General features: G+C 72.4%; 26 protein-coding genes. 16 read left to right on the top strand and 10 right to left on the bottom strand.

All coding sequences use genetic code 11. The features are described 5' to 3' along the window. Positions 1–606 (bottom strand): TetR/AcrR family transcriptional regulator, encoded by a 606-nt coding sequence (locus tag EDD40_RS11820; protein ID WP_123742944.1) that lies wholly within the window; start codon positions 604–606, stop codon positions 1–3. Positions 607–690: 84 nt separating this feature from the next. Then, positions 691–1,266 carry a CGNR zinc finger domain-containing protein gene (locus tag EDD40_RS11815; protein ID WP_123742943.1) on the bottom strand — a complete coding sequence of 192 codons (576 nt, stop codon included), beginning with the start codon at positions 1,264–1,266 and terminating at the stop codon, positions 691–693. An 84-nt stretch (positions 1,267–1,350) separates the two neighbouring features. Here EDD40_RS11815 and EDD40_RS11810 point away from each other — a divergent pair, with 84 nt between their 5' ends. Next, positions 1,351–2,205: an alpha/beta fold hydrolase gene (locus EDD40_RS11810; protein ID WP_123742942.1), complete on the top strand. Its 855-nt coding sequence runs from the start codon at positions 1,351–1,353 to the stop codon at positions 2,203–2,205. Positions 2,206–2,238: 33 nt separating this feature from the next. On the opposite strand, the gene EDD40_RS11805 is transcribed toward EDD40_RS11810, so the two are convergent. Further along, entirely contained in the window at positions 2,239–2,628 is a 390-nt protein-coding gene (locus tag EDD40_RS11805) for a PPOX class F420-dependent oxidoreductase (protein ID WP_123742941.1), read from the bottom strand. 281 nt (positions 2,629–2,909) lie between these two features. Between EDD40_RS11805 and EDD40_RS11800 the strand changes: the two genes are divergently transcribed. The 5 genes from EDD40_RS11800 (at position 2,910) to EDD40_RS11780 (ending at position 7,618) form a co-directional block, all read left to right on the top strand. Continuing rightward, positions 2,910–3,302, top strand: a complete 393-nt coding sequence (locus EDD40_RS11800) for a bacteriophage spanin2 family protein (RefSeq protein WP_123742940.1) — start codon at positions 2,910–2,912, stop codon at positions 3,300–3,302. A 43-nt stretch (positions 3,303–3,345) separates the two neighbouring features. After that, a complete protein-coding gene (locus EDD40_RS11795; RefSeq protein ID WP_123742939.1) occupies positions 3,346–3,954 on the top strand; it encodes an SGNH/GDSL hydrolase family protein in 609 nt (202 codons plus the stop codon). A 320-nt stretch (positions 3,955–4,274) separates the two neighbouring features. Continuing rightward, positions 4,275–6,572 carry a glycoside hydrolase domain-containing protein gene (locus EDD40_RS11790; protein WP_123742938.1) on the top strand — a complete coding sequence of 766 codons (2,298 nt, stop codon included), beginning with the start codon at positions 4,275–4,277 and terminating at the stop codon, positions 6,570–6,572. 35 nt (positions 6,573–6,607) lie between these two features. Then, entirely contained in the window at positions 6,608–6,928 is a 321-nt protein-coding gene (locus tag EDD40_RS40985; protein ID WP_148088763.1) for a hypothetical protein, read from the top strand. 6 nt (positions 6,929–6,934) lie between these two features. Then, on the top strand, positions 6,935–7,618 hold the full coding sequence (locus EDD40_RS11780) for a hypothetical protein (RefSeq protein ID WP_170184860.1): 684 nt from the start codon (positions 6,935–6,937) through the stop codon (positions 7,616–7,618). A gap of 126 nt (positions 7,619–7,744) precedes the next feature. Here the strand turns inward: EDD40_RS11780 and EDD40_RS11775 are convergent, their stop codons facing one another. Then, positions 7,745–9,127: a glycoside hydrolase family 6 protein gene (locus EDD40_RS11775; RefSeq protein WP_123742935.1), complete on the bottom strand. Its 1,383-nt coding sequence runs from the start codon at positions 9,125–9,127 to the stop codon at positions 7,745–7,747. Between the two features lie 353 nt (positions 9,128–9,480). On the opposite strand from EDD40_RS11775, the gene EDD40_RS41630 reads away from it, so the two are divergent. Further along, positions 9,481–9,888: an MmyB family transcriptional regulator gene (locus tag EDD40_RS41630; protein ID WP_246037612.1), complete on the top strand. Its 408-nt coding sequence runs from the start codon at positions 9,481–9,483 to the stop codon at positions 9,886–9,888. Here the strand turns inward: EDD40_RS41630 and EDD40_RS11765 are convergent. Further along, positions 9,830–11,275 (bottom strand): phosphatase PAP2 family protein, encoded by a 1,446-nt coding sequence (locus tag EDD40_RS11765; protein WP_148088761.1) that lies wholly within the window; start codon positions 11,273–11,275, stop codon positions 9,830–9,832. The genes EDD40_RS41630 and EDD40_RS11765 overlap by 59 nt on opposite strands. 127 nt (positions 11,276–11,402) lie before the next feature. Between EDD40_RS11765 and EDD40_RS11760 the strand changes: the two genes are divergently transcribed. After that, on the top strand, positions 11,403–12,596 hold the full coding sequence (locus EDD40_RS11760) for a tetratricopeptide repeat protein (RefSeq protein ID WP_123742933.1): 1,194 nt from the start codon (positions 11,403–11,405) through the stop codon (positions 12,594–12,596). A 369-nt stretch (positions 12,597–12,965) separates the two neighbouring features. On the opposite strand, the gene EDD40_RS11750 is transcribed toward EDD40_RS11760, so the two are convergent. After that, positions 12,966–13,970 (bottom strand): hypothetical protein, encoded by a 1,005-nt coding sequence (locus EDD40_RS11750; protein ID WP_123742932.1) that lies wholly within the window; start codon positions 13,968–13,970, stop codon positions 12,966–12,968. 122 nt (positions 13,971–14,092) lie between these two features. On the opposite strand from EDD40_RS11750, the gene EDD40_RS11745 reads away from it, so the two are divergent. The 8 genes from EDD40_RS11745 (at position 14,093) to EDD40_RS11705 (ending at position 21,591) form a co-directional block, all read left to right on the top strand. Continuing rightward, positions 14,093–17,584, top strand: coding sequence for an nSTAND1 domain-containing NTPase (locus EDD40_RS11745; RefSeq protein ID WP_170185034.1), 3,492 nt, complete (start codon positions 14,093–14,095; stop codon positions 17,582–17,584). Continuing rightward, the gene (locus tag EDD40_RS11740) at positions 17,572–17,940 is read left to right on the top strand and encodes a CU044_2847 family protein (protein WP_123742930.1); all 369 of its coding nucleotides are present in this window, start codon (positions 17,572–17,574) and stop codon (positions 17,938–17,940) included. The genes EDD40_RS11745 and EDD40_RS11740 overlap by 13 nt, the downstream gene beginning before the upstream one ends. Positions 17,941–18,011: 71 nt before the next feature. After that, positions 18,012–18,491: a DUF2975 domain-containing protein gene (locus tag EDD40_RS11735; RefSeq protein WP_123742929.1), complete on the top strand. Its 480-nt coding sequence runs from the start codon at positions 18,012–18,014 to the stop codon at positions 18,489–18,491. Further along, a complete protein-coding gene (locus EDD40_RS11730; RefSeq protein WP_123742928.1) occupies positions 18,491–18,745 on the top strand; it encodes a helix-turn-helix domain-containing protein in 255 nt (84 codons plus the stop codon). Before EDD40_RS11735 ends, EDD40_RS11730 begins: the two co-directional genes overlap by 1 nt. Then, positions 18,742–19,674: an ABC transporter ATP-binding protein gene (locus EDD40_RS11725; protein WP_123742927.1), complete on the top strand. Its 933-nt coding sequence runs from the start codon at positions 18,742–18,744 to the stop codon at positions 19,672–19,674. The genes EDD40_RS11730 and EDD40_RS11725 overlap by 4 nt, the downstream gene beginning before the upstream one ends. Further along, positions 19,671–20,447 carry a hypothetical protein gene (locus EDD40_RS41625; RefSeq protein ID WP_170185033.1) on the top strand — a complete coding sequence of 259 codons (777 nt, stop codon included), beginning with the start codon at positions 19,671–19,673 and terminating at the stop codon, positions 20,445–20,447. Before EDD40_RS11725 ends, EDD40_RS41625 begins: the two co-directional genes overlap by 4 nt. A gap of 137 nt (positions 20,448–20,584) precedes the next feature. After that, positions 20,585–21,067 carry a methylated-DNA--[protein]-cysteine S-methyltransferase gene (locus EDD40_RS11710; RefSeq protein ID WP_246038311.1) on the top strand — a complete coding sequence of 161 codons (483 nt, stop codon included), beginning with the start codon at positions 20,585–20,587 and terminating at the stop codon, positions 21,065–21,067. A gap of 50 nt (positions 21,068–21,117) precedes the next feature. After that, the gene (locus EDD40_RS11705) at positions 21,118–21,591 is read left to right on the top strand and encodes a YcxB family protein (protein ID WP_123742925.1); all 474 of its coding nucleotides are present in this window, start codon (positions 21,118–21,120) and stop codon (positions 21,589–21,591) included. Positions 21,592–21,679: 88 nt separating this feature from the next. Here the strand turns inward: EDD40_RS11705 and EDD40_RS11700 are convergent, their stop codons facing one another. The 4 genes from EDD40_RS11700 to EDD40_RS11685 form a co-directional block, all read right to left on the bottom strand. After that, complete coding sequence (locus tag EDD40_RS11700; protein WP_170185032.1) at positions 21,680–22,573, bottom strand: glycoside hydrolase family 11 protein; 894 nt, start codon at positions 22,571–22,573, stop codon at positions 21,680–21,682. 254 nt (positions 22,574–22,827) lie between these two features. Continuing rightward, a complete protein-coding gene (locus EDD40_RS11695; RefSeq protein WP_123742923.1) occupies positions 22,828–24,942 on the bottom strand; it encodes a CotH kinase family protein in 2,115 nt (704 codons plus the stop codon). After that, entirely contained in the window at positions 24,933–25,766 is an 834-nt protein-coding gene (locus tag EDD40_RS11690) for a polyphosphate polymerase domain-containing protein (protein WP_123742922.1), read from the bottom strand. Before EDD40_RS11690 ends, EDD40_RS11695 begins: the two co-directional genes overlap by 10 nt. Next, the gene (locus tag EDD40_RS11685) at positions 25,763–26,365 is read right to left on the bottom strand and encodes a DUF4956 domain-containing protein (protein WP_123742921.1); all 603 of its coding nucleotides are present in this window, start codon (positions 26,363–26,365) and stop codon (positions 25,763–25,765) included. Before EDD40_RS11685 ends, EDD40_RS11690 begins: the two co-directional genes overlap by 4 nt. Positions 26,366–26,645: the final 280 nt, after the last annotated feature.

Here is a 26,645-nt window from a genome sequence, read left to right as displayed (position 1 = left end):
TCAGCGGATCTCCTCGGGTCGGTTCGCCAGTGAGTCGAGCACGGCCGTGACGGTGTCGCCCAGCGCTCGCGGGGTCGCGCCCGCGCGGGAGCGCACGTTCACCCCGTAGGCCAGCAGCGAGAGCACGTCGGCCGACGTCGCGGGCACCACGCCCGGTCGCAGCTCGCCGGCGGCCCGCGCGCGTTCCAGCGCCGCGCCCATCGCCGCCCGCAACCGGTCGTGGTGGTCGTGCAGGACGGCCCGGACGTCCGGGTCGTCGTTCTCCGCGCCGGCGTGCGCGTTGGTGACCATGCAGCCCCACCGGGCGTGCTCGCCGGCGCAGCGGACGCCGATCAGCGCGCGGAAGAAGTCCGCGATCGCCGGCAGCCCGCGGTCGTCCTCGGCGAGCCGCCGGAAGACCGGGCCCGAACGCCGGTCGGCGTAGCGGCGCAACGCGGCGACGTAGAGCTCCCGCTTGCCGCCGAACGTGGCGTACAGGCTGGACCGGTTGACGCCGGTCGCCGACACGATGTCCTGCACGCCGGTCGTCGACGCGCCCCGCCGCCAGAAGAGCTCCTCCGCCGAGTCGAGCACCGCCTCGGGGTCGAAGTGCTTCACATCCGGCATGTCCGCCTCGCTATCTTGGAATGGTCGTTCCAAGATAGCTCCCGGCCGGATGCGGCCGCAACGGCCCGCTTCGGGGTCACGCGGTCACGGCGTCGGGTTCTTGTGGCGCCGGTAGTAGCGGGCGACCCGGGCGCGGTTGCCGCAGCGCGTCGGCGAGCACCAGCGCCGGCGGGGGTGCGCCGGCAGGAAGACCAGCACGCAGTCCTCGGCCTCGCACTGCTTGAGGCGCCCGACCGCGTCGTCGGTGAGCAGGTCCGCGGCGGCTTCGGCCAGGCGGGCGGCCAGGCGGACGCCGAGCCGGCCGGCGCGTCGGCGCGCCGCGGTGACGGCGACGCCGTCCCAGCCCAGTTCGCGCACGGCCGGCGCCGCGCGTGCCGCCTCGGTCAGGCCGCGCAGGGCGGCCTTCGGCGGCCGGGTCCCGCGCAGCAGCGCGTGGACGACCGCGTCGACGTGCTCGCGCACCGCGTGCACGGGGGCGAGGTCGGCCGCCGTCGGGACGGCGTCGCCCACCTCCGCCGCGAGCGCCGGTTCGAGGGTCAGCCAGGTGGCCAGCCGCGCCGGGGTGTCCAGCAGGTCGACGCGGCCGTCCTCGGTCGAAGGCCGGGTGTTGACCAGGTCCAACGCGAGGTGCTCGCCGGTGAGCGGGCCGGTGTCACTCATGACACTAATGCTATCAACCCCGCTTGACCCATTAGATCAACCCCGCTATACCTAACGCATCTTCTCACCAAGGAGGCATGTGACATGATCGCTCGGGTCGCCCACCGCCACGTCGACGTGGACGGGGTCCGGGTCTTCTGCCGGGAGTCGCTGCCGGACCGCCCCGACGCGCCGGTCCTCCTGCTGCTGCACGGTTTCCCGTCCGCCTCGCACCAGTTCCGCCGACTGGTCGACGCCCTCGGCTCGCGCTACCGGCTCGTCGCGCCCGACTACCCCGGCTTCGGCCACACCGAGGTCCCCGACGGGTTCACCTACTCGTTCGACCGCCTCGCCGACGTCGTCGAGGGCTTCGTCGACCGCCTGGGGTTGACCCGCTTCGCGCTGTACCTGTTCGACTTCGGCGCGCCGGTGGGCTTCCGGTGGGCGCTGCGCCACCCGGACCGGGTCGCCGGGCTGGTCGTGCAGAACGGCAACGCCTACGCCGAGGGCCTGTCGGACGCGGCACGGGACTTCATCGCCGTCACGCCCGACCGCGAGCAGACCGTCCTGGACCTGTTCACGCTGGAGGCGACCCGCGGCCAGTACGAGGGCGGCACGGCCGATCCCGCCCTGCTCGCGCCGGAGGGGTGGCTGCTCGACCAGCTGTTCCTGGACCGGCCCGGCCGCCGCGAGGCGCAGCTCGCGCTGGCCTACGACTACCACCGCAACGTCGAGGCCTACCCCGACTGGCAGGCGTGGCTGCGGGAGCACCGCCCGCCGACGTTGATCGCGTGGGGCGTGCACGACCCGTTCTTCACCGAGGCGGGTGCGCGGGCGTACCTGCGCGACGTGCCGGACGCCGCGCTCCACCTGCTCGACGCGGGCCACTTCGCCCTGGAGGACCAGCTCCCGGTGATCGCGCCGCTGGTCGCCGACTTCCTCGACCGCACGGCGGCCTGACGGCCTGATCCCGGCGGGACGTCCCGCCCGGTGCTACTGGGTGCTCACCGACTTCGGCTTCACGACGTAGACGACGCGGTGCCGGGCGTCCGCCGGCGGGCCGTCGAACCGGAACCCGTAGCGCGCGGCCACCTCGAGGAAGAACCGGCCCTCCGAGTCGTCCTCGACCCGCTCGACCACGCCCCGCACCTCCAGGTACCTGGTCGGCTGCTCCGGGTCGTTGACGGACAACGCGATCTCCGGGTGCAGCGCCACGTTCCGGTGCTTCTGGCGGCGCGTCGTGCTCGTGAAGCGCACGTGCTCGCCGTCCCAGGTGAACCACATCGGGTTGACCTGCGGCGTCCCGTCCGGCCGGACCGTGGCCAGGTGGGTGTACAGCGGCCGTTCCAGGAGGTCTCGGTGGCTGTCCGGGATGACGCTCATGCCGCCACCTTAAGGGCGCGGCCCGCGGCCTCGACCCGCTGTTCGCCGAGAGCCGCAGGAGTCGCACCGCGCCGCCGGGTTGCCCGCCGTCGCGCATCCGCGAGGTTATCCCCGTCACTTTGACCGGGGGGTGGTGGAACCGGCATCCTGGTGGCAGAGGGGAGTACCCACTCTGCCCGTGATCGTCATTACGGCCGCTCCGCAGCGGTCCGGTCACGGCGCCGCCGGGTTCGGCGGTCGGGGAGACCTCTGGTTCGGGACCTGAGCCGGAGGAGCACGCCATGCGCGTCACCACCCGTCTAGCCGCCGCTGTCACCACCATCGCCGCCGTCACCGCGTTGACCGCCTGCGGCACGCTCCAGGACGCCTCGCAGGCCGCCGGCGCCGTCGCCGACACCGCGTCCACGGTGCAGCTGTGCACGGAGGCGTTGGCGCAGGCCACTACCGCTTTCGACACCGACAGCCCGGAGCGGGCCGTCGAGCAGGCGCACTCCGCCGCGGACAACCTGAGCGCGTTGGCCGCGGACGCCGCCGACACGACGATCAACGAAGCCGTCACCGCCATGGCCGCCACGCTGCGCGCGGTGACGCTGGAAGACCTGGTCCTGCAACCGGCGGCGTGGTTGGAGGACAAGGCGACCAAGGTCGCGAACCTCACCGCCGCGTGCACCTGATCCCGGGAGTACGGGAGCGGTCGCGGGCGTTGGCAGTGGTGTGATGACTGGACGACTCCGGTTCCGCGTCCTGGGTGACTCGCTCGCCGCCGGCGTGGGGTGCGACCGACCCGAGGAGACGTTGGGCGAGCGGTTGGCGGCGGTGCTCCGCTCGGCGGGGCACCCCGTCGAGCTGGGCGTGCACGCGGTGTCCGGCGCGCGGTCCGCCGGCCTGGACGCGCAGGTGCGCGCGGCCGTGCGGACCGGTGTCGACGTCGCGCTGGTCGTGATCGGGGCGAACGACCTGACGTCGTTCACGCCGCCGGCGGTCGGCGCGGGCCTGCTGCACGACGCCGTGCTCGCCCTGCGCCGCGCGGGCGGGCAGGTGGTGGTGGCGACGGCGCCCGACCTCGGCGTCGTCTCGCACGTGCCGCCCGCGTACCGGGCTTTCGTGTCACAGGCCAGCGGTCTCTACGCACGCGCGCAGGCCGACGCGGTGCTCCGCGCGGGCGGCGTGGTGGCGGCGGCCGAGCCGGCGCTGTCCGGCCGCTTCGCCACCGACCCGACCCTCTTCTCCGCCGACCGCTTCCACCCCTCGCCCGCCGGGTACGCGCTCATCGCCGACGCCCTCGCGCCGTCCGTGCTGGCGGCGGCCGGCCGTGGCGCGGCCTAGGCTCCGCACCTCGGTTTCCGCGCCTCGGATTCACGCACACCACCCTCCCGTCCCGCCGGCGGTATGGCCCGCCCGCACAGGTCCACCCCGGGATCTCCACACCACGATCACAGTCGCTTGACGGCCCATCGGGGCGTCGTTAGCGTCATTTTTCGCTGCCTGGGGGTGGCGTGCACCGCCGGGCACCGTGATCGCCGATCACCGCGGACCTGTCGTGCCCGGTGTGCATTCGCGCGGCGTTCGCCGAGTGGCGATTTCCGATTCCCGGCTGCCTCCGCAGGATCGCGGCGGCGGTCGGTCGATCCGGGGGGACACGGACGATGGCTGACCCGAAGGTGCTCGAAGCCCAGCGCTGGGTGAACTCGACCTACGGTTCGGTGCCGGGCTACGCGCGCTGCGCGGAGAACGGGGTGACCGGGTGGGACGTGATGTTCTCGCTGACCCGCGCGTTGCAGCACGAACTGGGCATCGCCACCCTCTCCGACTCGTTCGGCCCGACCACGTTGGGCAGGCTCGCCGAGCGGGGCGACGTCGGCCCCGGCTACCCCAATGCGAACATCGTGCGGATCGCGAAGCACGGTCTGTTCTGCAAGGGCTACTGGGCGGGCGACACGTCGACCGGCGTCTACGACACCGACGTGTACGACGCGGTGCGCGAACTCAAGAGCGACATCGGGTTCGCCGCCGACGGCCACCTCCCGCCGAAGGTCTTCAAAGCGATCCTCAACATGGACGCCTACGTGCTGCTGTCGGGCGGCCGGGTCGAGGTGCGGGACATCCAGCGCTGGCTCAACGCCACCTACATCACCAAGTCGACGTTCTTCGTCATCCCGTGCGACGGCCACTACACGCGGGACGTGCAGGTCGCGCTGATGCGGGCCATCCAGTACCAGATCGGCATCCCGGAGGACCAGGCCACCGGCAACTTCGGGCCCGGCACCCAGAACGGCCTGCGCGCCAACACCGTGCGGCCCGGCTCCCCGGCGGCCTGGGTGCGGCTGTTCAGCGCCGCCTGCGTGTTCAACGGCGGCGTCGGCGGTGCGTTCGCCGCGTTCACCTCCAGCTGGGACGCGGCGCTGGGCGACTTCGTCGGCCTGTTCCAGGAGTTCTCCGTCCTCGCCCGCACCGGCATCGGCGACTACGCCACCTGGGCGCAGCTGCTGGTGTCGACCGGCGACCCGGACCGGCCGGCGGGCGCGAGCGACACCCGGTTCCACATCAGCGTCTCTCGCGCGCGGGCGTTGAAGGCGGCGGGGTACGAGGTGGTCGGCCGCTACCTCGACGAAGACCCGTGGAGCACCCTCGACAAGGAGCTCCAGCCCGGCGAGCTGGACGCCATCTTCACCGGCGGCATGCGGGTGTTCCCCATCTCTCAGTACGCCGCCGACTCGGTCGAGGACTTCACCTGGTCCAACGGCTACGACCACGCGCTGCGGGCACACGACCGGGCTGTCGGCTACGGCTTCAACCGGGGCACGGTGATCTACTTCGCGGTCGACTACGACGCCACCGGCGAGCAGATCGCGAGCCACGTCATCCCCTACTTCCAAGGCATCCAGGCCGGTCTCGGCACCCGCGGCAAGCGGTACGTCGCGGGTGTCTACGGCTCCCGCAACGTGTGCGCGCAGGTCAGCGACCAGGCGTTCGCGCGGTACTCGTTCGTGTCCGGCATGTCGTGGGGCTTCTCCGGCAACCTGGGCTTCCCGCTGCCCGCGAACTGGTCGTTCAACCAGATCAAGGAGTTCGACTTCGACGCGGGCGGCGACGTCTTCGCGCTCGACCGCGACGTCCGCCGGGGCAACGACCGGGGCGTCGGCCCGGAGAACGTCGGCGGCGGCGACTCGCCCGTCGACGCCTACCTGCGGTACGTCGACGGCCTCTACGCGACGGCGGTGGCCTACGGCGGCGACCCGAACCAGCGGGTCGTGGAGTACCTGCGGTACCCGGCGTACAACGGTCTCTGGTCCGGCTGGGAGACCTTGATCGGCAACGTCGACCAGGCGTGGATCGACCACGCGCAGGCCCACGCCCCGGCCAGGGTCGAGTCCTATGTGGACCCTTCGCTCGGCATCACCGTCAACGTCGACCACTTCGGCGCCACCGCCAACGCGGTCTACCTCAAGGGCAACAACGGGCGGGGCGACTTCGGCGGCTGGTCGGGCGACCTGGCCACGTTCTACGGCGAGTGGCGGTCGCACGGCGAGGAGTACGCCTCGGGGTACGCGTTCTGCGCCGACCGCCTGGCCAAGATCACCGTGCTGTCGTCGTTCCCGCTCAACGACCTCGTGGAGGACGTCGACGGCTACCTGATCGGCAGCGCGGTGCGCGCCGGCGCCCGGATCGACCAGGCGATCCGGGCCCACCTCACCGACGGGCACCGGACCAGGTTCCGGCAGTTCTACCTCGGCCGCTACGGGGGCACGGTGACCGGCGTCCGGGACGCCGCCTGGAACGCGCTGGGCGGCAGCACCGCGGACTCGCAGCTCGCCGCGCTCACCGAGGCCGCGATCCGCAGGACCGGCGGGGTCTGCCTGCTGCCCGCGCAGCTGCCCTCGGCGAAGCTCGAACCCTTCCTGCAAGGCTACGCGGAGACGATCGAGAGGTTGTCGCGCAGCTGACGGCACGCCCGGGTGGCGTGCGAGGAGGAGGAGCCGTGCGCGTACCGGGAACGGCCCGGCGGTGGGCGGTCGCCGCCTCGTGCGCGCCGTTCGCGGCGTTCCTGGTCTACGCCTGGGGTGCGATCCACCTGTACACGCCGGACATCCGGGAGACGTGCGTCCTGGCGCACGGCGGGTGGGACCGGGACTACGGGCAGGTGACCTACTTCCCGCTGTCCCGCCGGTGCAACGCCTACCAGGACCTCGTGCCCGCCTACGTGAACCCGGCGGTCGTCGTGCTGCTCACCGCGACCGCGCTGTTCGCGGGACTGGCCGTCGCCGCCCGCCGAAACCCCCGATCCCGCGAGGAGCAGTGAGCCACCATGACCGAACCCGCCGAGGACGCGAGCCCGCTCGGGCGTCGCCGGTTCCTCACCATCACCGGCAGCCTCGCCGTCGCCGCGTCGGTCGGCCTGGCCGTGCCCGCAGCGGCCGCCCCCGCCGCGCCGCCCGCCCCCGCCGCGCCGCCCGCCCCCGCCGCGCCGCCCGTCCCCGCCGCGCCGCCCGCTCGTCCGGACGGCCTCGCCACGTTCCCGGTCGAGGGCTCCAACGCGTCCGTGACGCTGCTGTCCGGGCCGGCCGCCGTCGTGCTGCTGCACGTGGCCCGGCGCTTCCACTACGAGGTCGCCGCGCTGGGGGCGAACGACATCACCGGCTACGCCGAGCCGCCGGCCGGCACGCCGTTCGCGGCCGACCACCGCTCCGGGACCGCCATCGCCGTGCTGCCCGCCAAGTACCCGGCGGGGGCGACCGGTGGCCTGTTCCCGCACGAGCTGGCGATCGTCCGCGACGTCCTCGCCGAGTGCGAGGGCGTGGTCCGCTGGGGTGGAGACTCCCGGGAGCACCCGCAGGAGGGCCACTTCCGGGTGGACGTACGCCCCGGGAACCTGCTGACCAGGGTCGCGGGCAAGATCGGCGGGTGGGTCGCCGCGCCCGCCGACCCGTTCACGCCCGCGCGCCGCCAGGCGGCGGAGCGGCTGGCGGAGCGGCAGATCGCCACCGGCTGACGGCTGCGGTGGTCCGAGGCGGTCGCGGACCGCGCACCGGACCGCCCGGCGTCGGGTCGGCCGCAGCCCGGTGAGCGGACGTCGGACAGGGGTTCCGGGCGTGGTCGGCCCGGAACCCCTGCCGGCTCAGAGCCGCGGGTAGGCGTTCGCGATCAGCTGGCGGAACTGGGCGGAGAACCAGTGGCCGGACAGCGGGGCGTTGGCCAGCGCGCCGGACAGGTTGTTGCCGTTGCGCGGGTTGCCCGTGTACGTGGGGTCGCACATCCGGTCGAAGCCCTTGCCCTCGTCGTTCGGGATCTCCCGGCTCGCGCCGTCGGACTCGCCCGGCGGCTTGGCCCACACGTAGGCGTCGATGCCCGAGGCCGGGCTCGCCTTCGGCCGCTCGCCGATGCCGGCCCCGGACTGGTTGCACCAGTTGCCGAGGTGGATGCGGCGGTCGTACCGGCCACCGTCGACGTAAGCGTCCACGCTCGTCGTCGGCCCTTTCGCGGTCGGGCGCTGGGAACCGCCCCAGCCGTTACGCGAAGTGTCGATCAGCATGCCGATGTTCGACGGGAATCCGGCGCTGATCAATTGTGTGCGGAACGCCTGGGCGAACGACAGCTCATCCACGTAGCGGTTCCAGTCAACCCACTTCGACTGGCGCACGGACGTGCCGTTAACGGTGTCGTTGATGGTGAAGTGGTCTTCTTTCAGCACGCCGTAGTTCGCCGTGTTCGCGATGAACCCGGTGACGTTGTCGACCGTGCTGCCCGAGGCGCGGGCGGCTTGGGCGAACAGCGTCGCGGAAGCGCCGAAGTTGTCGTCCCAGCCGATCCAGCCGTGGTGGGCGGCGTCGATGTAGTTGTACACGTTGCCGATCGCGCCGAGCTTCGCCAGCGCGTACCCGACGCCGTTGACGTAGTTGCCGTTCTGCAGCATCCGGTCGCACGCCGCGGTGGCGGTCGGGCGGCCGCCGACGTTCGTCACGAGGTTGGGCAGCGAGTCGATCTCGATGATCGTCACGATGCGCAGGTTCGCGTACTTCGACTCGCGCATGATCGCGGCGATCGGGTCGATGTACTCGGTCTTGTAGCGCGGCAGGTCGTCCGGGCCCAGCTCGCCGTTGGAGGCGAGCGCGGCGCAGTCGCGGCCGGGCAGGTTGTAGATGACGAACTGGACGACCATGGTGCGGCCGGCCGCCTGGCTCAGGGCGTTGTCCAGGTGCGAGCGCAGGCCCCGCGTCCCGTTCACGCCGTTGATGGCGGCGATCCGGTCCATCCAGATGAACGTCGGCTGGTTGGCGATGGCCGACCCGCCGTCGGCCCGCGCCTTCGCGGACCAGTCCGGGTTCACGTACACCGACGCGCCCGCGTACGGGTTGTCCACGCGCGCCGCGGCTGTCACGTCCGCGGCGGCCGGGCCCGCCCCGAGCGCCGTGGCCGCGGCGAACGCGAGTGCCGCGGCCGCCGCGATCCCGCGACGCGCCCGCCGCCTGCCGGTCAGGCCTGGTGATGACTTCAGTGGCATCTTCGGCTCCCTGGTCGGATGATCGGAACAGGTGGCGGCGGATTTGTTTCGGTAACGCTCCCAGAATTCGGACGTTAGCAGGGAAACGACTGGCCCGGAAGAGCTTTACCGGTTAATCGATCAATGCCCCGCATATTCCATATCGCCCGGAAGTGTGCCCGGAACGCTCCTCTCCCGAGCCATTCGACCGCATTCGACTTCGAATGCTTTCGAATGGTCGAGGACCCAAAACCGTACCCGGGTCTCGAGCACGGACGGGCCATTGTCCACCCGAAGGCCGCCGCGCCGGTCACCGAACCGGTCGCCGCCCGCACCCCCGTTGTCCACCGCGTCCCGGCACACACTGACAGGGTGTGGCTGAGCGAACCGGCGGCGTCGAGACCTGCCCCATGGACGCGAAACGCCGGGAGGAACTGGCGGTGGTCGCGACGTGCCGGCGTGGAACCGGGCCGGGCACGGCCCTGTACGCGGGCCACCTCGACCCGGCCGCGCCGGACCGGCCGGAGCACCGGCCGAACCTGGCGCGCCTGGTGTTCCCGGACGCGCACACCCGGGAGCGGTACGCCGACTGGCCGGCCAAGGCGCGTGCCGCGGTCGGGAACCCGCGCCGGGCGTCCGGGCAGCACCAGGACGACACCGCGCCGGCGTCGCCGGTCGGCGCGATGACCGTCACCCAGCAGGCGTCGCGGACCGGGCAGGGGCTCAGTGCGGCCTGCTCCACGGCCGCGGACCCGGACCTGCTGCCGGCGGAGCCGCGCTGATCGTCGCCAGGGTCACCGCGGTGACCCACGGCAGGGCCAGCAGGAGGCTCCCGAGCAGGTCGGTGGGGTAGTGGACGCCGGTGTAGAGGCGTTGCGCGGCGACCACCACGGGCACCGCCAGGGCGGTCGCCGCCACCACCCACCGCCACCACCTGGTCGTGCCGCGCACGACCAGGACGGCCACCGACGCGCCGAGCACCAACGACGCGGCGACGTGACCGGACGGGAAGCTCGACGTGGGCGGCAGGTGCTCGGGGAGCTTGGCCGCCGGGCGCGCGCGTTCGATGATCGCGGTGGTGAGCAGGAACAGCGTGACCTCGCCCAGCATCCCCAGGACGACCAGCAGCACGGGCCGCCAGGAGCGCGTCCTGGCCAGCGCCAGCACGCAGACGACCACCGCCGCGCCCATCACCGGCCACGTGCCGCTGAAGGCCTCGACCTTGCCCATCGCCGCGTCCCAGCCGGGGACGCGGCGCTCGGCGATCCACTCGACGACGCCCCGGTCCCACGCGGTCGGCACGTCCGGGCCGGCGGCGGTGAGCCACGAGCCGAGGGCGAACAACGCGCCCAGCAGCAGCACCCAGACCACCAGCAGCCGGGCCGCCACGAGCCGGAGGTCGGACGGCACGTGGACCGGGCGTCCGGCCAACGGCCGCAGGTCGTCCGCCGCCTCGGGCGCCAGGCCACCGGACAGCGGCGCCTCCGGCAGGCCCTCGTCGCGCCGCCACTGGCGGAACACCTCGGTGGTCAGGGCCAACCACACCAGGCCGAGCAGCCAGCCGCCGAGGACGTCGGTGGCGTAGTGCACGCCGAGCGCCACCCTCGTGCAGCCGACCAGCACCACGACCACGACGACCAGCGAGGTCAACCGGCGACGTGCCCGCCGCGCGGACGCGAACACCAGCAACAGCACGCCGTAGGTGACGGTGGCGCCCAACGTGTGACCGCTGGGGAAGCTCCAGCCCGGCGCGGTGGCCACCTCGACCTCCACCAGCGGCCGCAGCCGCCCGACCAGCTCCTTCACCACCACGCCGAGCAACCCGCCGCCGACCGTCGTGACGACCACGTGCGCCGCCACCCGGGGCCGCCGGCGCAGCAGCAGCCACGCCACCGCCAGCGCCGTCACACCGGTGAGCGTCGCCGTGTCACCGAGCCGCGTGATCCCGCCCAGCACCGCGCCGAGCCCACCGGACCCGCCGACCCAGCGCGTGAGCCCTTCCGAGATCGCCTGGTCGACCTCGCGCACGGGCGCCCACCCCGTCCACACGACGGCCATGACCACCGCGAACGCGACACCGGCGGCGGAAGCGGCCACCAACGACACCGCGCTCCGCACCACGAACCGCTCGACGACGACCACCTGCCGCGCATCCCGTGTCGTAGTCACCAGGGTGGTGTGCCCAAACGGATCAAGCGGCAATCCTGGGGCGACTCCGGGCCGGTCATGGGCCTTCGGGGTGAAGAGATCACCGGATCCGCCACACCGCGAAGCGCGCGGCGACACACTGGTCGTCGTGCCCGAGACGTCGACCGGCCACGCCGAGGTGCACGGCGTGGTGAACGGCGCGGTGGTGCAGGCCGGCTCGATCGGCCACGTGACGTTGGCCGTGGGAGACGGCCGGCGCCTGCCCGTGCCGAGGCAGCTGCCCGCGGCGGTCGGCGACTTCACCGGCCGCGCCGAGCACGTGGCGGCCCTGGACGCGCCGGCGGCCCGCGTGGCGGACAACGGTCCCTCGGCGGTCGCGGTGGTCGCGGGCGCCGCCGGCGTGGGCAAGACCGCGTCGGCCCTGCACTGGTCGCACCGGGTGCAGGAGCGCTTCCCCCACGGGACGCTGCACGCGGACCTGCGCGGCTACGGCCCCGGCGAGCCGGCGACCCCGGCCGAGGTCCTGTTCCGCTTCCTGCGCGCGCTCGGCGTCGGCCCGAAGGCGGTGCCGCCCGGGGTGGAGGAGCAGGCGGCGCTGTACCGGTCGCTGCTCGCGGGCTCGCGGGTGCTGGTCGTGCTCGACAACGCGCGCGCCGCGGAGCAGGTCCGGCCGCTGCTGCCGGGCGCGCCGGGGTGTCTCGTGGTGGTGACCAGCCGGGCCGCGCTCAGCGAGCTGATCTCCCAGGCCGCGATGCCGGTGAAGCTCGCCGTGATGCCCGGGACCGAGTCCGTCGAGCTGCTGCGCCGGATCATCGGCCCGCGCCGGGCCGGCGTCGAGGAGGACGACGTGGTGCGGCTGGCCGGGGTGTGCGGTGGGCTGCCGCCGGCGCTGAGCCGCGGCACGGACAACGGGCGGCAGGAGGCGTTCGTCCGGACGAACCGCAGCCGGGCACTGGCCGGGCTGGGGCGCTACGACGAAGCCCTCGCCCACGCCGAACGCGCCTTGGTCCTGCGCCGGCGGTCCGATGACCGCGAGGGGGAAGTCTTCACGCTGGACCAGTTGGCCCGCGTGCGGCAGGCGCTGGGGGACCACGGGAAGGCCATCGCCCTGTGCGAGCAGGCGATCGCCATCAGGCCCGAGCACGCCTACCGGCCCGACCTGGCCGCCGCCTTCGACACCCTGGGCGCCTCCGCGCCGCACGTCGGCGACTCGGAGCGGGCGACGAGCTGCCGGCACCGGGCGTTGGAGGTCCTGGACGACTTCGGCGACCACCGCGCCGCCGCCCTGCGGGCCAGGCTCGGGGCGGCGGGCGACCCACCGTCGGGGCGCTTGCTCCCGTGACTCCCGGGCAGTGCCCGAGCTGGTGCTGCGTCTCTGCACGTCGACCCGGTGATCGGCGTGGTGGGCTGACAGGCCAGGCTGGTCATGTAGATCGTGTGCGAGAGGCGGTAGTGGCTCGTCGTCCGGAAGTGTCCGTCCGGCCGTTGTCAGTGGAGGAGGGCCGGGAGCCGGCCCGGATCGGGCGGGCCGCGAAGGACGCACCCGCCGATGAGCCCTTCTCCGGCGGGTGAACGCGACGATGGCGGCGAGCACGTGCATCACGCCGTGACGGCGGTTGCAGGTCGTCCAGGCAGATCACCCGTCCGTCGTCGGGCCGGTGGTCGCAGAGGTCGAGGACCGGTTGCCGGGTCACCCCTCCGAGACGTGCCGCTAGCTGGGCACGGCGAACAGGTGCGTCATCGCCGAGTTGTGCTGCGGCACACCGGGGCCGGCGGAGCCGGTTTCGTCGGTCAGGTTGTCCGCCTGTCCTTGGATGGCGCCGGTGGGGCCGCCCTGGTGCTCGGCCCGCACGTAGGCGTAGATCCGGTCGCAGCCCGGGACCAGGGGGATCGTGGTGTAGAGGGGGACGACCTTGTGGTGGGTCTGCCGGTTGACCGTCACGCTCGTCTGGGCGATCTCCGCGGAGGAGCAGAAGGCGTCGCCGTTCATCTGGTGGGCGAACAACGTGAAGCGCGCGCTGGACGTCGTGTAGGAGTACTTGCACACGGCGGGGAGGCAGGACATGTACTCCACGTCCGCGATGACGGCGACCTGCGAGTGGCCGGTCCCGATCCTCCGGTCGAGGACGGGGGTGTAGACGTCGTCGCTCCCGACCACGATGTTGCCGTTGGGCAGCGACGTCTGCATCGCCGTCCCGTTCACGTCTTCCGCGACCTGGAGGGAGGCGAACCGCAGCGTGCCGCTGACCGTGAACGAGGACGTGGCCTCGGCCAGCGAGTGGGTCCGGAGGTAGAGGGTGCACGACAGCGTGCCGGTCGTCGTGGCGGAGACCAGGAACCGGTTGACGAGCGTGATGTCGCCGCGGCCGGGGTTGGCGGTGCCGGCGGGGTCGATGTTCTCGCCGACGACGACGTTGCTGCCGCCCGCGCCGGCGCAGCGCACCTCGTTGTCGACCAGGTTGACGTGCCCGGAGTCGTACGCGCGCAGGGTCGAGTAGACGTAGGCGGTCTGCCCGGCCGTCATCGACGCCTCGATCCGGCCCATCTCCCGGACCAGGTGGATCTTCTTGCCCAGGGGCGGCACGCCGGTGATCGTCACCGGCCCGAAGGTCGTGGACGTGGCCGCGCCGGCCGGTGTCGTGACCCCCGTGAGCGCGACGGCGGCGACCGCGCCGATCGCCGCGAAGCGCTTCCACGAGCGTGCGGAACCTGGCATCAGGCACCCCTCATCCCGGCCGGAGCCGTCCCCTGTGTCGCCCTCGGGCCAGGCTAGCCCGTTCCACCACCCCGGAGGCGGCGTTTGGGTAGCCTTGATCGGCCGTGACCAGGGGGTGTGGCGTGGAACGGGTTCCGGTCGAAGCGGCGTTGGTCCGGATCTGGCGCGGTGAGGTGGTGGTCGGCGCGGGGTTCCTCGCCGGGCCCCGGCACGTGGTCACGGCCGCGCACGTGGTCGCCGACGCGCTCGGCGGGGTCGACGGCGAGTGGCCGGCCGGGCCGGTCGAGGTCGACTTCCCGTTGGTGGCCGCCGGTCGGCGGGTGTCCGGCCGAGTGGTGGCCTGGGCTCCGGTGGACGAGGACCTGCGCGGGGACGTCGCCGGCCTGGAGCTGGTCGGGGCGCCGCCGGCCGGCGCCGCCCCCTTGGTGCTCACGAGGTCGGGCGGGGTCACCCCCGACCAGTTGGTGATGGTGGGGTTCCCGCGGCGGCTGGAGATGGGCAGCTGGGTCTACGGCCGGCGGGGCGGCCCGGTGGCCACGGGGTGGGTGGAGATCCACTGCGAACCCGGTCGCGAGTCCGCGTTGGAGCCGGGGTTCTCCGGTTCGCCGGTGTGGGGGCCGGAGCTGGACGCCGCGGTCGGCATGGTGGTCCGCAGGATCACCGGCGCGCCGCCCAAGATGGGGTACATGATCACCGTGGACACGGTGCTGTCCGCGTGGCCGGAGCTGGCCGAGGTGATCGAGCGGGAGCCGCCGTTCCGGGCGTTGCGGCCCTTCGACGAGCAGGACGCCGAGCTGTACTTCGGACGCGAGGAGCAGGCCGAGCAGCTGGTGAAGCTGGCGCGTGCCGCTCCCGCGGTGTGCGTGGTGGGGCCGTCGGGGGTCGGCAAGTCGTCCTTGTTGCGCGCCGGTGTGCTGCCGAGGCTCCGGTCGGACGCGGCGGTGGCCGTGCTGCGCCCCTCGGACGCCGGCACGCCCCTGCGGTCGCTGGCCGGCGCGCTCGACCGGCTCCTCACCCCGGGCGGCACGTCGCCCGAACGCGTGGACCGGCTGGTGGAGCGCCTGACCGGCGGCGGCGTCGCGGACGTCGTCGCCGCCGTCCTGGAGCGGACGGGCCACGACCGGCTGGTGGTGGCCGTCGACCAGTTCGAGGAGGTCTTCGGCTACCCGGCGGCCGACCAGGCGGAGTTCACCGGTGTGCTGCGGGCCGCGCTCCGGCCGGCCGCCCGGTGGTCCGTGCTGCTGAACCTGCGCGACACGTTCCTCGGCGCCGGCCTGCGCAACCCGGCGACGGTGGAGCTGGCCGCGGGCTGGCTGCCGGTCACGGTCGGCGAGCTGACGTCGTCCCAGCTGCGCCGGGTGATCACCGCGCCGTTGGCCCGGATCGGCACCGTGGCCTACGAGCCGGGTCTGGTCGACCGGCTGGTGGAGGACGTGCAGCGCGCCGCCGGCCCGCTGCCGCTGCTCCAGTTCGCCCTGACGGAGCTGTGGGCGCGCCGCCGCCGCGGGCTGCTCCTGCACGAGGCCTACGACGAGCTGGGCGGTGTGCGCGGCGCGCTCGCCGGCTACGCCCAGGACGTCTGGGCCGCGCTGGACCCCGCGTCGCGCCGGGTCGCCACCCGCCTGCTGGTGCAGCTGGTCCGCCCGCTGCCCGACGGCGACCTCGCGGTCCGCCGCACGGCCCGCCGCGACGAGCTGGACGAGGACCAGTGGGCCATCGCCCAACGGCTCGCGAGCACCCGCCTGCTGGTGCTGCGCGTCGAGCCCGAGCCGGGTGTCGAGCTGGCGCACGAATCCCTGCTGACCCAGTGGGGGCACCTGCGCGACGCCGCCGCGGAGCACCGGGAGTTCCGCACGTGGCAGGAAAGCCTGCGCGAGCGGATGCGGCGCTGGACGGACGAGCGGTTCGCGCCCCGCCGCCTCCTGGCCGGCCCGGACCTGCGTGACGCCAACCGCTGGGCGCGCGAGCACCACGCGGACCTGGCCCCCGCCGAACGGGCCTACCTGGCGGCGGGCAACCGGAGGCGGCGACGGCGGGCCGCGGGCACGGCGGCCGTCCTGGTCGTGGCCCTGGTCGCGGCCGTGCTCACCTACCGCACGGTCGACGAGCGGCGGGCGGCGCTCGCGGCGGGTGACCTGGTGGCGAAGTCCGAGGCGTTGCACGCCGCCGACAGCCACGGTGGCGTGCAACTGGCGCTGCGTGCCTACCGGACCGACCCCGAGGTCCGGTTCACCCGGTCACCGGACTGGGGCGTCGACCCGGCGGACCGCCTGCTGCCGGACTACACCGCGGTCGGGTCCGGCACGTCGGCCCAGGACCCGTCCTCGAAGTCCGTCGACGTCGTCCGGATGTCCAAGAAGGTCAGCGCCGACGGCCGCCGCTTCGCGACCACGGACTCCGCCCGCCACGTGGTGGTGTGGGAGGTGGCGGGCGACCGGGTCACGGCCATCCCGCTCGGTCACCTGTTCGGCCCGTCCGACGTCGCTTCGGAGGTGACGATCAGCCGCGGCGGCCGGTACGTCGCCTTCACGCAGTCGGTCAGCTGGAACAGCACCAAGAGCTCGGTCACCGGGCCGGTCGACCTCGAGGGCCTGCCCCGCATCGACCCGGCCGACTACCCCACGTGCGTGCCGGCGAGCATGGCTTCCTCGCTGGCCTGCCTGGTGGTCTACGACCTCGACGAGCGCCGCGTCGCGTCCGCCGTGCAGCTCGGCGGGTTCACGTTCGTGAACGCGGTGCTGAGCATCGACCGGGACGACGAGGTGGTCGCCGTCGTCCTGTCGAAGCACTCCTCGCTCGGGCCGGGGGCCACCGAGAACGACCTGGTGTCGTGGGACCTGCGCACCGGGGAGAAGCGCGAGGCGCGGCGGTTGCCGTGGCACAGCTGGATCACCGGCCTGTGGCTGGGACCGGGCGGGCGCGACGCGGTGCTGCGGGAGACCGTGGCCGACGCGGCCGCGCCGTCCCTCCGGACCGTGCTGTCGGACGTCGACCTCGCCGGCGAGTCGACCAGGCGGGAGATCACCGGCCACACCGCGACGACCGCCGTCAGCCTGGACTGGACCACCTTCGTCGCCACGGTGTCCACATCGGGCGAGGGCCGCGAGGTCGTCGTCTGGGACGCGCGATCCCGGGCCGTGACCACGCTGGTGGGCGGCCTGTCCCGGGAAGAGGGGTTGGGCGCCGTCGGGCTCGACGCCGCCGGCGCGACCCTGCTGGTCTACTGGTCGGCCGGCTACGACACGACCTCCACCGACCTCAGGGACGTCGCCGGCACGCGACGTGACTTCCTGTCCACGTGGGCGTTGCCGACGGGGGAGAAGCGGGGCACGGTGGCGTACGACCACAGCTGGTCCTACCTGGTGCCGCTGGCGGACCTCGCGACCGGCCCCCTCGCGCTGATCAGCACCAGCACGGTCGGCCTGGTGCTGCCGCACGCGGACCGGCCGTCGCCGTTGGACCGGGTGCTCGCGGTGGAGCCGGTGCGCGAGCAGCGGTCCACCGACGAGATCATGGACCGGCTGTGCGGGTTGCTCGCCGACCCGAACACCGACGACGCGGTCCGGAAGATGGTGCCGCAGGACGCCTACCAGGGGGACGTGTGCCCGAGTTGATCAGCTTTTCCCTGCCCGACGACGACGCGGTGCTGGTCGAGGTGGAGTCCGACGGGCCGGAGATCTCGCCGGTCTCGCGCGGCGGCGACGTGATCCGGTCCGCCGCGACGTCGCTGGACGGCGCGCTGCGGCACGTCCGCGCCGCCGCGTCGACCGCGTTGGCGAACTTCCGCGAGATGGACGTGCGGCCGGACGAGGTGCAGGTGGAGTTCGGCGTGAAGCTCACCGCGCAGGCCGGCGCGGTGATCGCGAAGACCGGGGTGGAGGGCCACCTGAAGATCAAGCTCACCTGGACGCGGGACGTCGCGGCCGAGCGCGAGGAGGAGGTCGCCGGCTCCTCGCCTGACCAACCGTGACGAACCGTTGACTCAACGTAAAACGGTAGATACCGATTGACATTCGATAGGTAGCGCGCGAGACTCGATGCATGGTCACAACGCATCGAGCGGTTGTCGCGCTCCGGGTGTTCCTCGTGCTGATGTTCGGCGTCCTGGTCCTGTTCCAAGTCATGTCGCTGCCGGGGCAGTTCCGGCACATGGCCGAGGAGTCGCCGGACCTGGCCCACCTGAGGTGGCCGCTGACCGCCGTGTCGGTGTTCTGGGTGCTGTGCGTGCAGGTCGTCGTGGTGTCCATCTGGAAGCTGCTCACCCTGGTCGAGAAGGACCGCATCTTCAGCGAGGCGTCGTTGAAGTGGGTGGACGCGATCGTGTGGGCCATCGCCGCCGCGTGGGTCGTGTTCCAGTGCTTCTTCCTCTACGTCGGCTTCAACGCGGACGACCCCGGCGTGCCGCTCGTGCTGTTCCTCATGTCGATCGGCATCACCGTGGTGGGGCTGCTGATGGTGGTGATGCGCGCGCTGCTGCGGCAGGCCACCACGCTGCGGTCCGACATGGAGCAGGTGATCTGATGGCGATCATCGTGCGCATCGACGTCGAGTTGGCCAAGCGCAAGATGAGCGTCGGCGAGTTCGCCGAGCGGATCGGGCTCACGCCGTCGAACGTGGCGGTGCTGAAGAACGGGCGGGCGAAGGCGGTGCGGTTCAGCACGCTGGAAGCCATGTGCCGGGTGCTGGAGTGCCAGCCCGGCGACCTGCTCGAATGGGTGGACGACGACGAGGACGGCGTCATCGTCGCCCCGACCGGGGACGAGGGCGACCGGTGATCGAGGTGCGCGGACTGACCAGGCGTTACGGCGACGTGCTCGCGGTGGACGACCTGAGCTTCACCGTCGAGCCCGGCAAGGTGACCGGGTTCCTCGGCCCGAACGGCGCGGGCAAGTCCACCACGATGCGGGTCGTGCTCGGCCTCGACCGGCCGACCTCCGGCACGGCGCTGGTGAACGGGCGGCCGTACGCGGCGTTCGCCGAGCCGCTCCGGGAGGTCGGCGCGCTGCTCGACCCCGGCGCGGCGCACCCCGGCCGCACCGGGCGCGCCCACCTGCGCGTGGCCGCCCGGTCGAACGGCCTCCCGCGCCGCCGGGTGGAGGAGGTGATCGAACGGGTGGGCCTCGGTCGCGCGGCACGCCGGCGGATCAAGGGCTACTCGCTCGGCATGAGGCAGCGGCTGGGCATCGCGACGGCGTTGATCGGCGACCCCGCCGTGCTGATGTTCGACGAGCCGATCAACGGGCTCGACCTCGACGGCGTCCGGTGGATCCGCGGCCTGCTGCGGCAGCTCGCCGACGAGGGCCGCACCGTGCTGATCTCCAGCCACCTGCTCGGCGAGATGGAGCAGATCGCCGACCGGCTGGTCGTCATCGGCCGCGGCCGGCTCATCGCCGACGCCACGACGGAGCAGATCCTCAGCGGGCTCGGGCACGTCCAGGTGCGCGTGCTGAGCCCCGAACCGGACCACCTGCTCGCCAGGCTCCGCGAGCACGGGTTCGACGCGCAGCGGGTCGACGCGCGCGAGCTGCGGGTCGACGGCGGCACCGCCGAGGAGGTCGGCGGGCTCGCCCACGCGCTGAACGTCCCGCTGCACCACCTGTCCGAGGTGCGACAGTCCCTTGAGGACGCTTACCTGGAACTGACCAACAGCAGTGTCGAGTACCACGGCCGCGAGCCCGTGCTCACGACGGAGGAGGCACGGTGACGGCAACGGCGCGAGAGGTCGGCGTCGGCCGCGTGTTCGCGCGCGCCTGCGCCGCCGAGTGGACGCGGCTGTGGACGGTGAAGGCGACCTGGTGGTTCCTGGCGGCGGCGGCCGCGACGATGGTGGGCATCGCCACCATCGCGGGCCTGGAAGCGGCCGCCGACCCCGATCCGACGCCGGGCGGCACGGCGTGGACGGCGGCGGCCGTCACCGGCTTGCCGGGCCAGTTCGCGCTGCTCGCCCTCGCCCTCACCGCCGTGACGTCCGACTACGCGACGGGCGGGATCGTGCCCAGCCTCCAGTGGACACCGCGGCGCGCGGTCCTGTTCCTGTCCCGGGCGAGCGTGGCGGTGGGCGCGGCCACGGTCGTCGGCGTGCTGCTGGCGTCCGCCGCGACCCTCGCGTCCTTCGTCGCGGCACGGCCGCTGCTCACCCTGGCGGGCGGCTGGGACGTGCTGCCCGACGTCGCGTTCGTCTTCGCCGCCGGGTCGGCGTTCGCGCTCGGGCTCGGCTTCCTGCTCCGCAACACCGCGGGCACCCTGGTCACGGTGTTCCTGCTGATGCTCGTGCTGCCGCTGATGCTGCCGAACTTCGGCTACGAGTGGATGTCCGCGCTCGCCGACCTGCTGCCCGGTTCGGGGGCGGCGTTCCTGCTGATCGGGGAAGTGCCCGGGATGACGCGGACGTCCTCGGTGGTCACCATGCTCTGCTGGGCGGCCGGCGCCCTGCTGCTGGGGTGGCTGCGCCTGGCCCGGGACGACGCCAACCGGTGACCCGCGCTGTTACGATGCGCCGTTCCACACCGGCGGAAGGCGTCTTCTCCATGCACGGCAACGAAGTCGAGGCCGACCCGCACGAGGACCGACCGCTCGCGCGGCGTGCTCGCGTGGTGAGGCCCGTGCCGGCCGCGGTGGCCGTGCACGCGGTGGTCGACAGCCCGGTCGGCCGGCTCACGCTGGTGGCGCGGGGCGGTGTGCTCGCGGGTCTCTACCTGCCGGAACACCGCCACCGGCCGGCGCTGGAGACCTTCGGCGAGCGGGACGCGTCGCCGTTCGGCGAGGTGGTCGCCCAGCTGGAGGAGTACTTCGCGGGCCGGCGGACGGTGTTCGACCTGCCGCTGGCGATGGCGGGCACCCCGTTCCAGCAGACGGTGTGGGACGCGCTGAAGGAGATCCCGCACGGCGAGACGACGTCGTACGGCGAGCTGGCCGCCCGCATCGGCCGGCCCACCGCACCCCGCGCGGTCGGGCTGGCCAACGGCAGGAACCCCGTCAGCATCATCGTGCCCTGCCACCGGGTCGTCGGCTCGACCGGCGGCCTGACCGGGTACGGCGGCGGCATCGAGCGCAAGCGCGCGCTGCTGGCCTTCGAACGCGGCGAGCTCTCCTGGTGAGGGCCGGTGATCCGCCGTCGTCACCGCCGCGACCCGATTAGCATCCGCGCGTGCGGATTATCCTCCAGGTCCCCTACGACGAGCAGCGCCTGCGCCGGACGATCAAGTTCGTGCTGCGCCCGTCGGTCAAGAAGCTGCGCCTCGCGGGCGCGGTCATGGCGCCGCTCGGCGTCCTGCTGCTGCTCCTGGGCGTCGGCCGGCTGGTGCCGCTCCTGCTGATCGGCCTGGGTCTGCTCTACGCGTTCGCGCTGGAGCCGTTCATGGTGCGGCAGAGCCTGCGCGCGCAGAACCCCGTCGTCCGGCAGGGCTACCAGCTGACCGTGGACGACGTCGGCTTCACCATGGAGGCCGAGGCGTACGCGCAGCGGATGGCCTGGTCGACGGTCCAGCGGGTCGAGGAGCAGCCCGACGCGTGGTTCCTGGTGATCAGCAAGGTGCAGGCCCTGGCGGTCCACAAGCACCTGATGACCGAGGAGCAGCGGGCCGAGTTCGCCGCCCTCCTGGCTCAGCGGGTGCGCGCCTGAGCCGGGCCTGCCACGCCGCGGACAGCGCGGTGGCGCGGCGGCCGGGGCCGCCGCGCCACGGAGGTGCGGGTGTCTCGTGTCAGGAGGGTCAGCCGGCGGCGCAGGAGACCGACGGCCAGGTCCAGTTGCCGTTCGCCTGGATCGTCACGCCGAAGTTGTTGCCGCTGCCGTTGGGCTTCGCGGTCAACGTCTGCGCGTTCGGGTAGCTCGCGCTGGTGTTCCAGGTCGACAGGACCTTCGCGGGCGACGGCACGTTCATCGTCACGGTCCAGTTGGACGAGCCGCTGACCGAGACGTTGAGGTTGTAGCGGTCGCTCCACTTGTCGCCCGCCGACAGGGAGGCGGTGCAGCCGCCCGTGCCCGGGTTGCCGGGGTTGCCGGTGGAGGTGCCGTCGACGGTGATGTTCGAGCTGCCGCTGCTCTGGTAGCCCTCGGTCGCCAGGATCATGTAGTCGTGGCTGCCCAGGTTCATCCCGTTGCGGGCCCACGCGTCGAAGTGGTTGCCGGACGTGATGCTGCCGCCCGTCTTCTTCGACTGCCGGACGCTCCAGTACTGGTCGAAGGTCTTGTTCCCCTCGATCGACGGCGCGTTGTACCGGGTCGTCTTGTAGATGTCGTAAGTGCCGCCGTCGGTGGTGACCGTGCCCTTGTACGTGCCGGTCGGGCGGTAAGTGCCCCAGTTGTCGACGATGTAGTACTCGACGAGCGGGTTGCGGGTCCAGCCGTAGAGGGTGAGGTAGGCGTTGCCCGACGGGTTGAAGCTGCCGGAGTAGTTGACCGTCCGCCGACTGCCGGTGGCCCAGCCCTTGCCCGCCACGAAGTTGCCGGTGTTGCGCCACGACGTGCTGTAGTTGCCGCCGGAGCCCAGGTCCATCGAGACCGTGCCCTGGCTGTCGGTCCAGAACGAGAAGAAGTACCCGTTGTTGGTGCCCGTTTGATTGGTGGTCACGGCCGCCTGGGCGTTCGACGTCACGATTGCCATGAGCAGGAAAGTGATCGCCGTCAACGGGAGCAGCCTCCCGCCTCTGATCTTGCCTGACATCGGCGAAATTCCTTTCAGCAGCGCTGCTGATCGACGTGAAATAGCATCAAGTCGACGCCCGGAACTGTCAACGGTTTGCGAAACTTTCCGGTCCGGGCGGTCGATCGGATTCAGGTGGTCGAGCCGGAATGCATTCACCCGCGCCCGCGTGCCCGGCACCGCGAGTGGTGTCGGGCACGCGGGTCCGCCGGGCGTCAGCCGGCGGTGCAGGTGAGCGTTGGTGTGCTCGGCGCGCCCGCGGACGACCCGAGGAACCCGAACGTGGTGGCGGCGCCCGCGCCGACCGAGCCGTTGTGCGCGGCGTTGCGGGCGGTGACCGTCGAGCCCTGGCTGGTCACGGTGGCGTTCCAGGCCTGGGTGACCGTCTCGCCGCCCGCGTAGGTCCACGAGACGGTCCAGTTGCTGATCGGCGACGTGCCCGCGGTGACGCGGACCTCGCCCTGGAACCCGCCTTGCCACCGGTTGACCACCGTGTACGCGGCCGAACACCGCGCACCGCCGGGCTGGGTGGTCGTGGTCGTCGTCGTCGTAGTGGTGGTCGTAGTGGTGGTGGTGCCCGTGGTGGTGGAGGTCGGCGTCGTGGTCGACGTCGGCGTGGTCGAACCGCCCCAGCCCGACGTCGAGTCGAGCCACGTGATGCGGCGCTGCATCCAGTCCCGCATCGCCTGCACCTGGCCCTGCCAGGTGGGCGCGGTCGGGGTGCGGAAGAAGCTGACGGTCGGCGAGCTGAGGTTCGGCCAGCGCTGGAAGTTGCGCTGCGCGCCGTTGGTCAGCGGCCGGGACAGGGCGTCGACCCGGGCCGCCAGCGAGGAGTCGGAGAGCAGGCCGCGCCGCAACGACTGCCAGCGCGACTTGACCTGGTTGACGAACGCCGGATCGCGCAGCAGCTGCGCGTACCAGTCGTTGGCGATCGGCTGCCGGGTCTGCAGGTGCTGCCAGCCGGCGACCTGGTCGTTCTGGAAGAACCCGCCGACGCCGAAGGTGAGGTCGAAGTCCCACAGCGGCCCGGCGAAGATCTTGCTGTCCCGGTCCTTGTAGAAGTGGGCGCTGCGGAGGTAGGCGTCCATGCCGCGGCTCAGCTCGTTGACGATCATGTGGTCGACGAACGACGGCACGTCGATGTACTTCTGGTACCCGGTGGTCGGGTCGGCGAAGTTCGGCGCCCTGAGCACGTCGTGGAACTCCTGGACGTGACCGCGCAACCAGTCCCGCTGCTGGGTGTTCAACGGGTCGGGGTCGGCCACCTCCAGGTAGTTCCAGCAGGTGTTCGTCGGCCCGGTGCACGCCAGCGTCGGCTCCTCGGCCGCCATCCACTCGAACTTGAAGATGTACCCGCCCTGGATCTTGGGCAGGGTGGTGTCGTCCTCGTCCAGTCCCTTGAGGTCCAACCGGTTCTTCGAGTTCTTGATGGTCTCGACCATCATGTAGACGCCCATGTAGTCACCGGCGCCCACGGGGGTGGCGTCGGTGTTGAGGTAGAACTCGACGAACTTGTACCGGGGCGCCTTGAGCCCCATCTCGCGGCCGAGGTCGTAGATGAACGCCTCGCGAATCAGGGACTTGTCGGTGAACGGGCCGCGCAGCACCCAGTCGGAGTCGGCGGGCATGCCGAGCACCGGGTAGTCGGCGTCGTCGCCCGCGTTGTCCCAGAACTCCAGCCGGTACGGCGCCTTCTCGAACGAGGCCGACGACTGCCCGCGCAGCTTGAACCCGCCGCGCGTGGCGACCGTCGGGGTCGCGGCCAACGACGTCGTGCCGCCCGCCTGCGGTTCGAAGATCATGGTGGCGCCGTCGAAGTACTCGCGCTGGGGCTTGCCCGCGCCATAGGAGTCGATCGCGACCACCGGCAGGTCGTGCGCCGTGGCGGTGGCCTCGCGGGCGACGTACATCGCCGTGCCGGGACGGCCGGACGCCGCGTTGGCGACGAACGCCTGCGCGCGCAACTGGGTGGTCCGGGTGAGCTGCACCGGTGAGCCCTGGTAGGGCGTCGACTGGGCGTTGGGCAGCTGGCCGTTGGTGGTGTAGCGGATCTGGGCGCCGGCGATCGCGGTGCTCAGCGACACCGACACCTGGCCCTGGAACGTGCCGCTGGGCACGGAGAACGCGATGTCCCCGACCAGGTCCTCGGCCGCCGTCGCGGCGGCGATGGCGTCGGCGGCGGCCGTGCCGCCGGCGGACCCGGCGGGGGAGCCCGGTTCGGCGCCTGCCGACAACGGGATGAGCAGACCGGTGAGGAGCACGGCGGCGACCGCCAGGCCCTGGGCCTTGTGGGTTGCCGCGGCGCCGTTGCTGCGGGAGGTCAAACGCACGATGCCTCCTGTTCGGGTCGGTGGGACGGGGTGGTCGGTGCCGCGCCCGCCGCCGACGTGGCGTCGCGGAAGTGGCGGCGCAACGTCCGCCGCCACGGCGCGTCGGGCAGGTCGAGGCGGAGCGCGGCCAGACCGGTGGCGTACTTGGAGATCCGGGCGGGACGCACCCCTCGCTGCCACAGCATCCGGTCGACCGGCGACGCGGCCGACGCGGTCTTGGTCTCGATCACGGCCAAGCCGGACAGGCGCAGCGCGGCGGCGTCGTGCCGCCAGGACAGCGCGGTGTCGATGGTGACCCGGCTCGCGGACTCCGGCAGCAGCAGCGTGGTGCGCTGGTAGCCGGTGACCAGGACCGGGTCGAGCGAGCCGTCGTCGCCGGGCGCGATCGACTCGCGGGAGAGCGCCTCGTCGACGAAGTCGCGTCCCGGGCGGACGGTGTCGCAGTCGCCCGGGTGGTAGGGCAGCCGGTGCTTGGTGATGCTGCCCCGGGCGCCGCTGATCTTGACCTCCAGCCAGCACTCGGCGGAGTCGAGGTACGTGCGGGTGCGCACCTTGAACCGGCGTCGCCTGCGGTAGGCCGCGGAGTGGTAGCTGTCCAGCCGCGGCGTGTCGAAGTAGACCGACTCGTAGCGGAACGTCCGCTCACCGCCGATGTCGAGCACCCGCGCGTGCGGCGCGAGCTGCTCCAGCAGGTGCGGCAGCGTCGCGGCCGGCACGACGTACTTGCGGTCGACCCTGGTCTGCAGCGCGGCCCGCTCGATCAGCTCGGCCAGCCCGACCGGGCTCATCCGCGCGAGGGCGGGCATGGAGGTCGTCGTGGTCATCGGCGCGCTCCCGGGTGTGCGGTCGCGGCGGGCGCCTTGGTCAGGGCGTGCTCGGTCAGCGCGTACCGGACGTCGACGATCGTGGTCTCGTTCACCAGGTCCAGCCGCTGCACCGTGACGGAGTGCACCCTGGCGTTGAGCAGTTGCTCCAGGTGCGCCACGAGCGTGACGTGGTCGGTGATGGCCGAGTCCAGGACCAGGACCTGGTGCCGGTAGTGGCGGAACAGCCTCCGGTTGTCGCCAAGGAACATCACCACGACGATCAGCCCCATGAGGCCGCCGTTGAGCCACAGCGAGGACGTGCTCAACGCGCCGAGCAGGCCCAGGGCCAGGGCGGAGAAGTAGTACGCCACCTCGTGCTGGTCGAGCTCCGTCGACCGCAGGCGGATGATCGACAGCACGCCGAACAGCGCCATGCCGAGCCCGATGCCCGCGCCGGTGTTGCTGGTGCTCAGCGCGCTCGCGACGGCGAGCACGCCGATGTTGACACCCAGGTAGGCGACGACCAGGTCACGGCGGCGATGTCGTGGGAAGTAGAGCCCGAAGACGAGCAGCGCCACCGCACAGATGTCGATCGCGAACAGGACGAGTTGGGACATCTCGTTCGTTCCTCCTACAGCCGCGTGCCGAGGTCGGCTGGGCACCGCCCGCTTCTTGGCGGGGGTCTGCAGGACGGTCGCCGAAACTTTCGAATATTCGGATAAACTTTCGGGAACTGGTTCGAAACGATAGGGGGCACCACGGTGTCGCGTCAATGAACTGGAGGTGTACCGACGCATACCGTGGGAGGGATAGTTCGCTGGTAGAGGCCATTCGGACGCGGCTGGAGCGGCCTTTCGGCGGGCCGGCGGCGCGGTACGCACCGTCATCAGCCCATGT

Origin of the sequence: Saccharothrix texasensis (genome assembly GCF_003752005.1) — a bacterium.
Classification (GTDB): Bacteria; Actinomycetota; Actinomycetes; order Mycobacteriales; family Pseudonocardiaceae; genus Actinosynnema; species Actinosynnema texasense.
The sequence above is the reverse complement of the archived record's forward strand: the minus strand, read 5'-3'. Positions and strand labels throughout refer to the sequence as shown.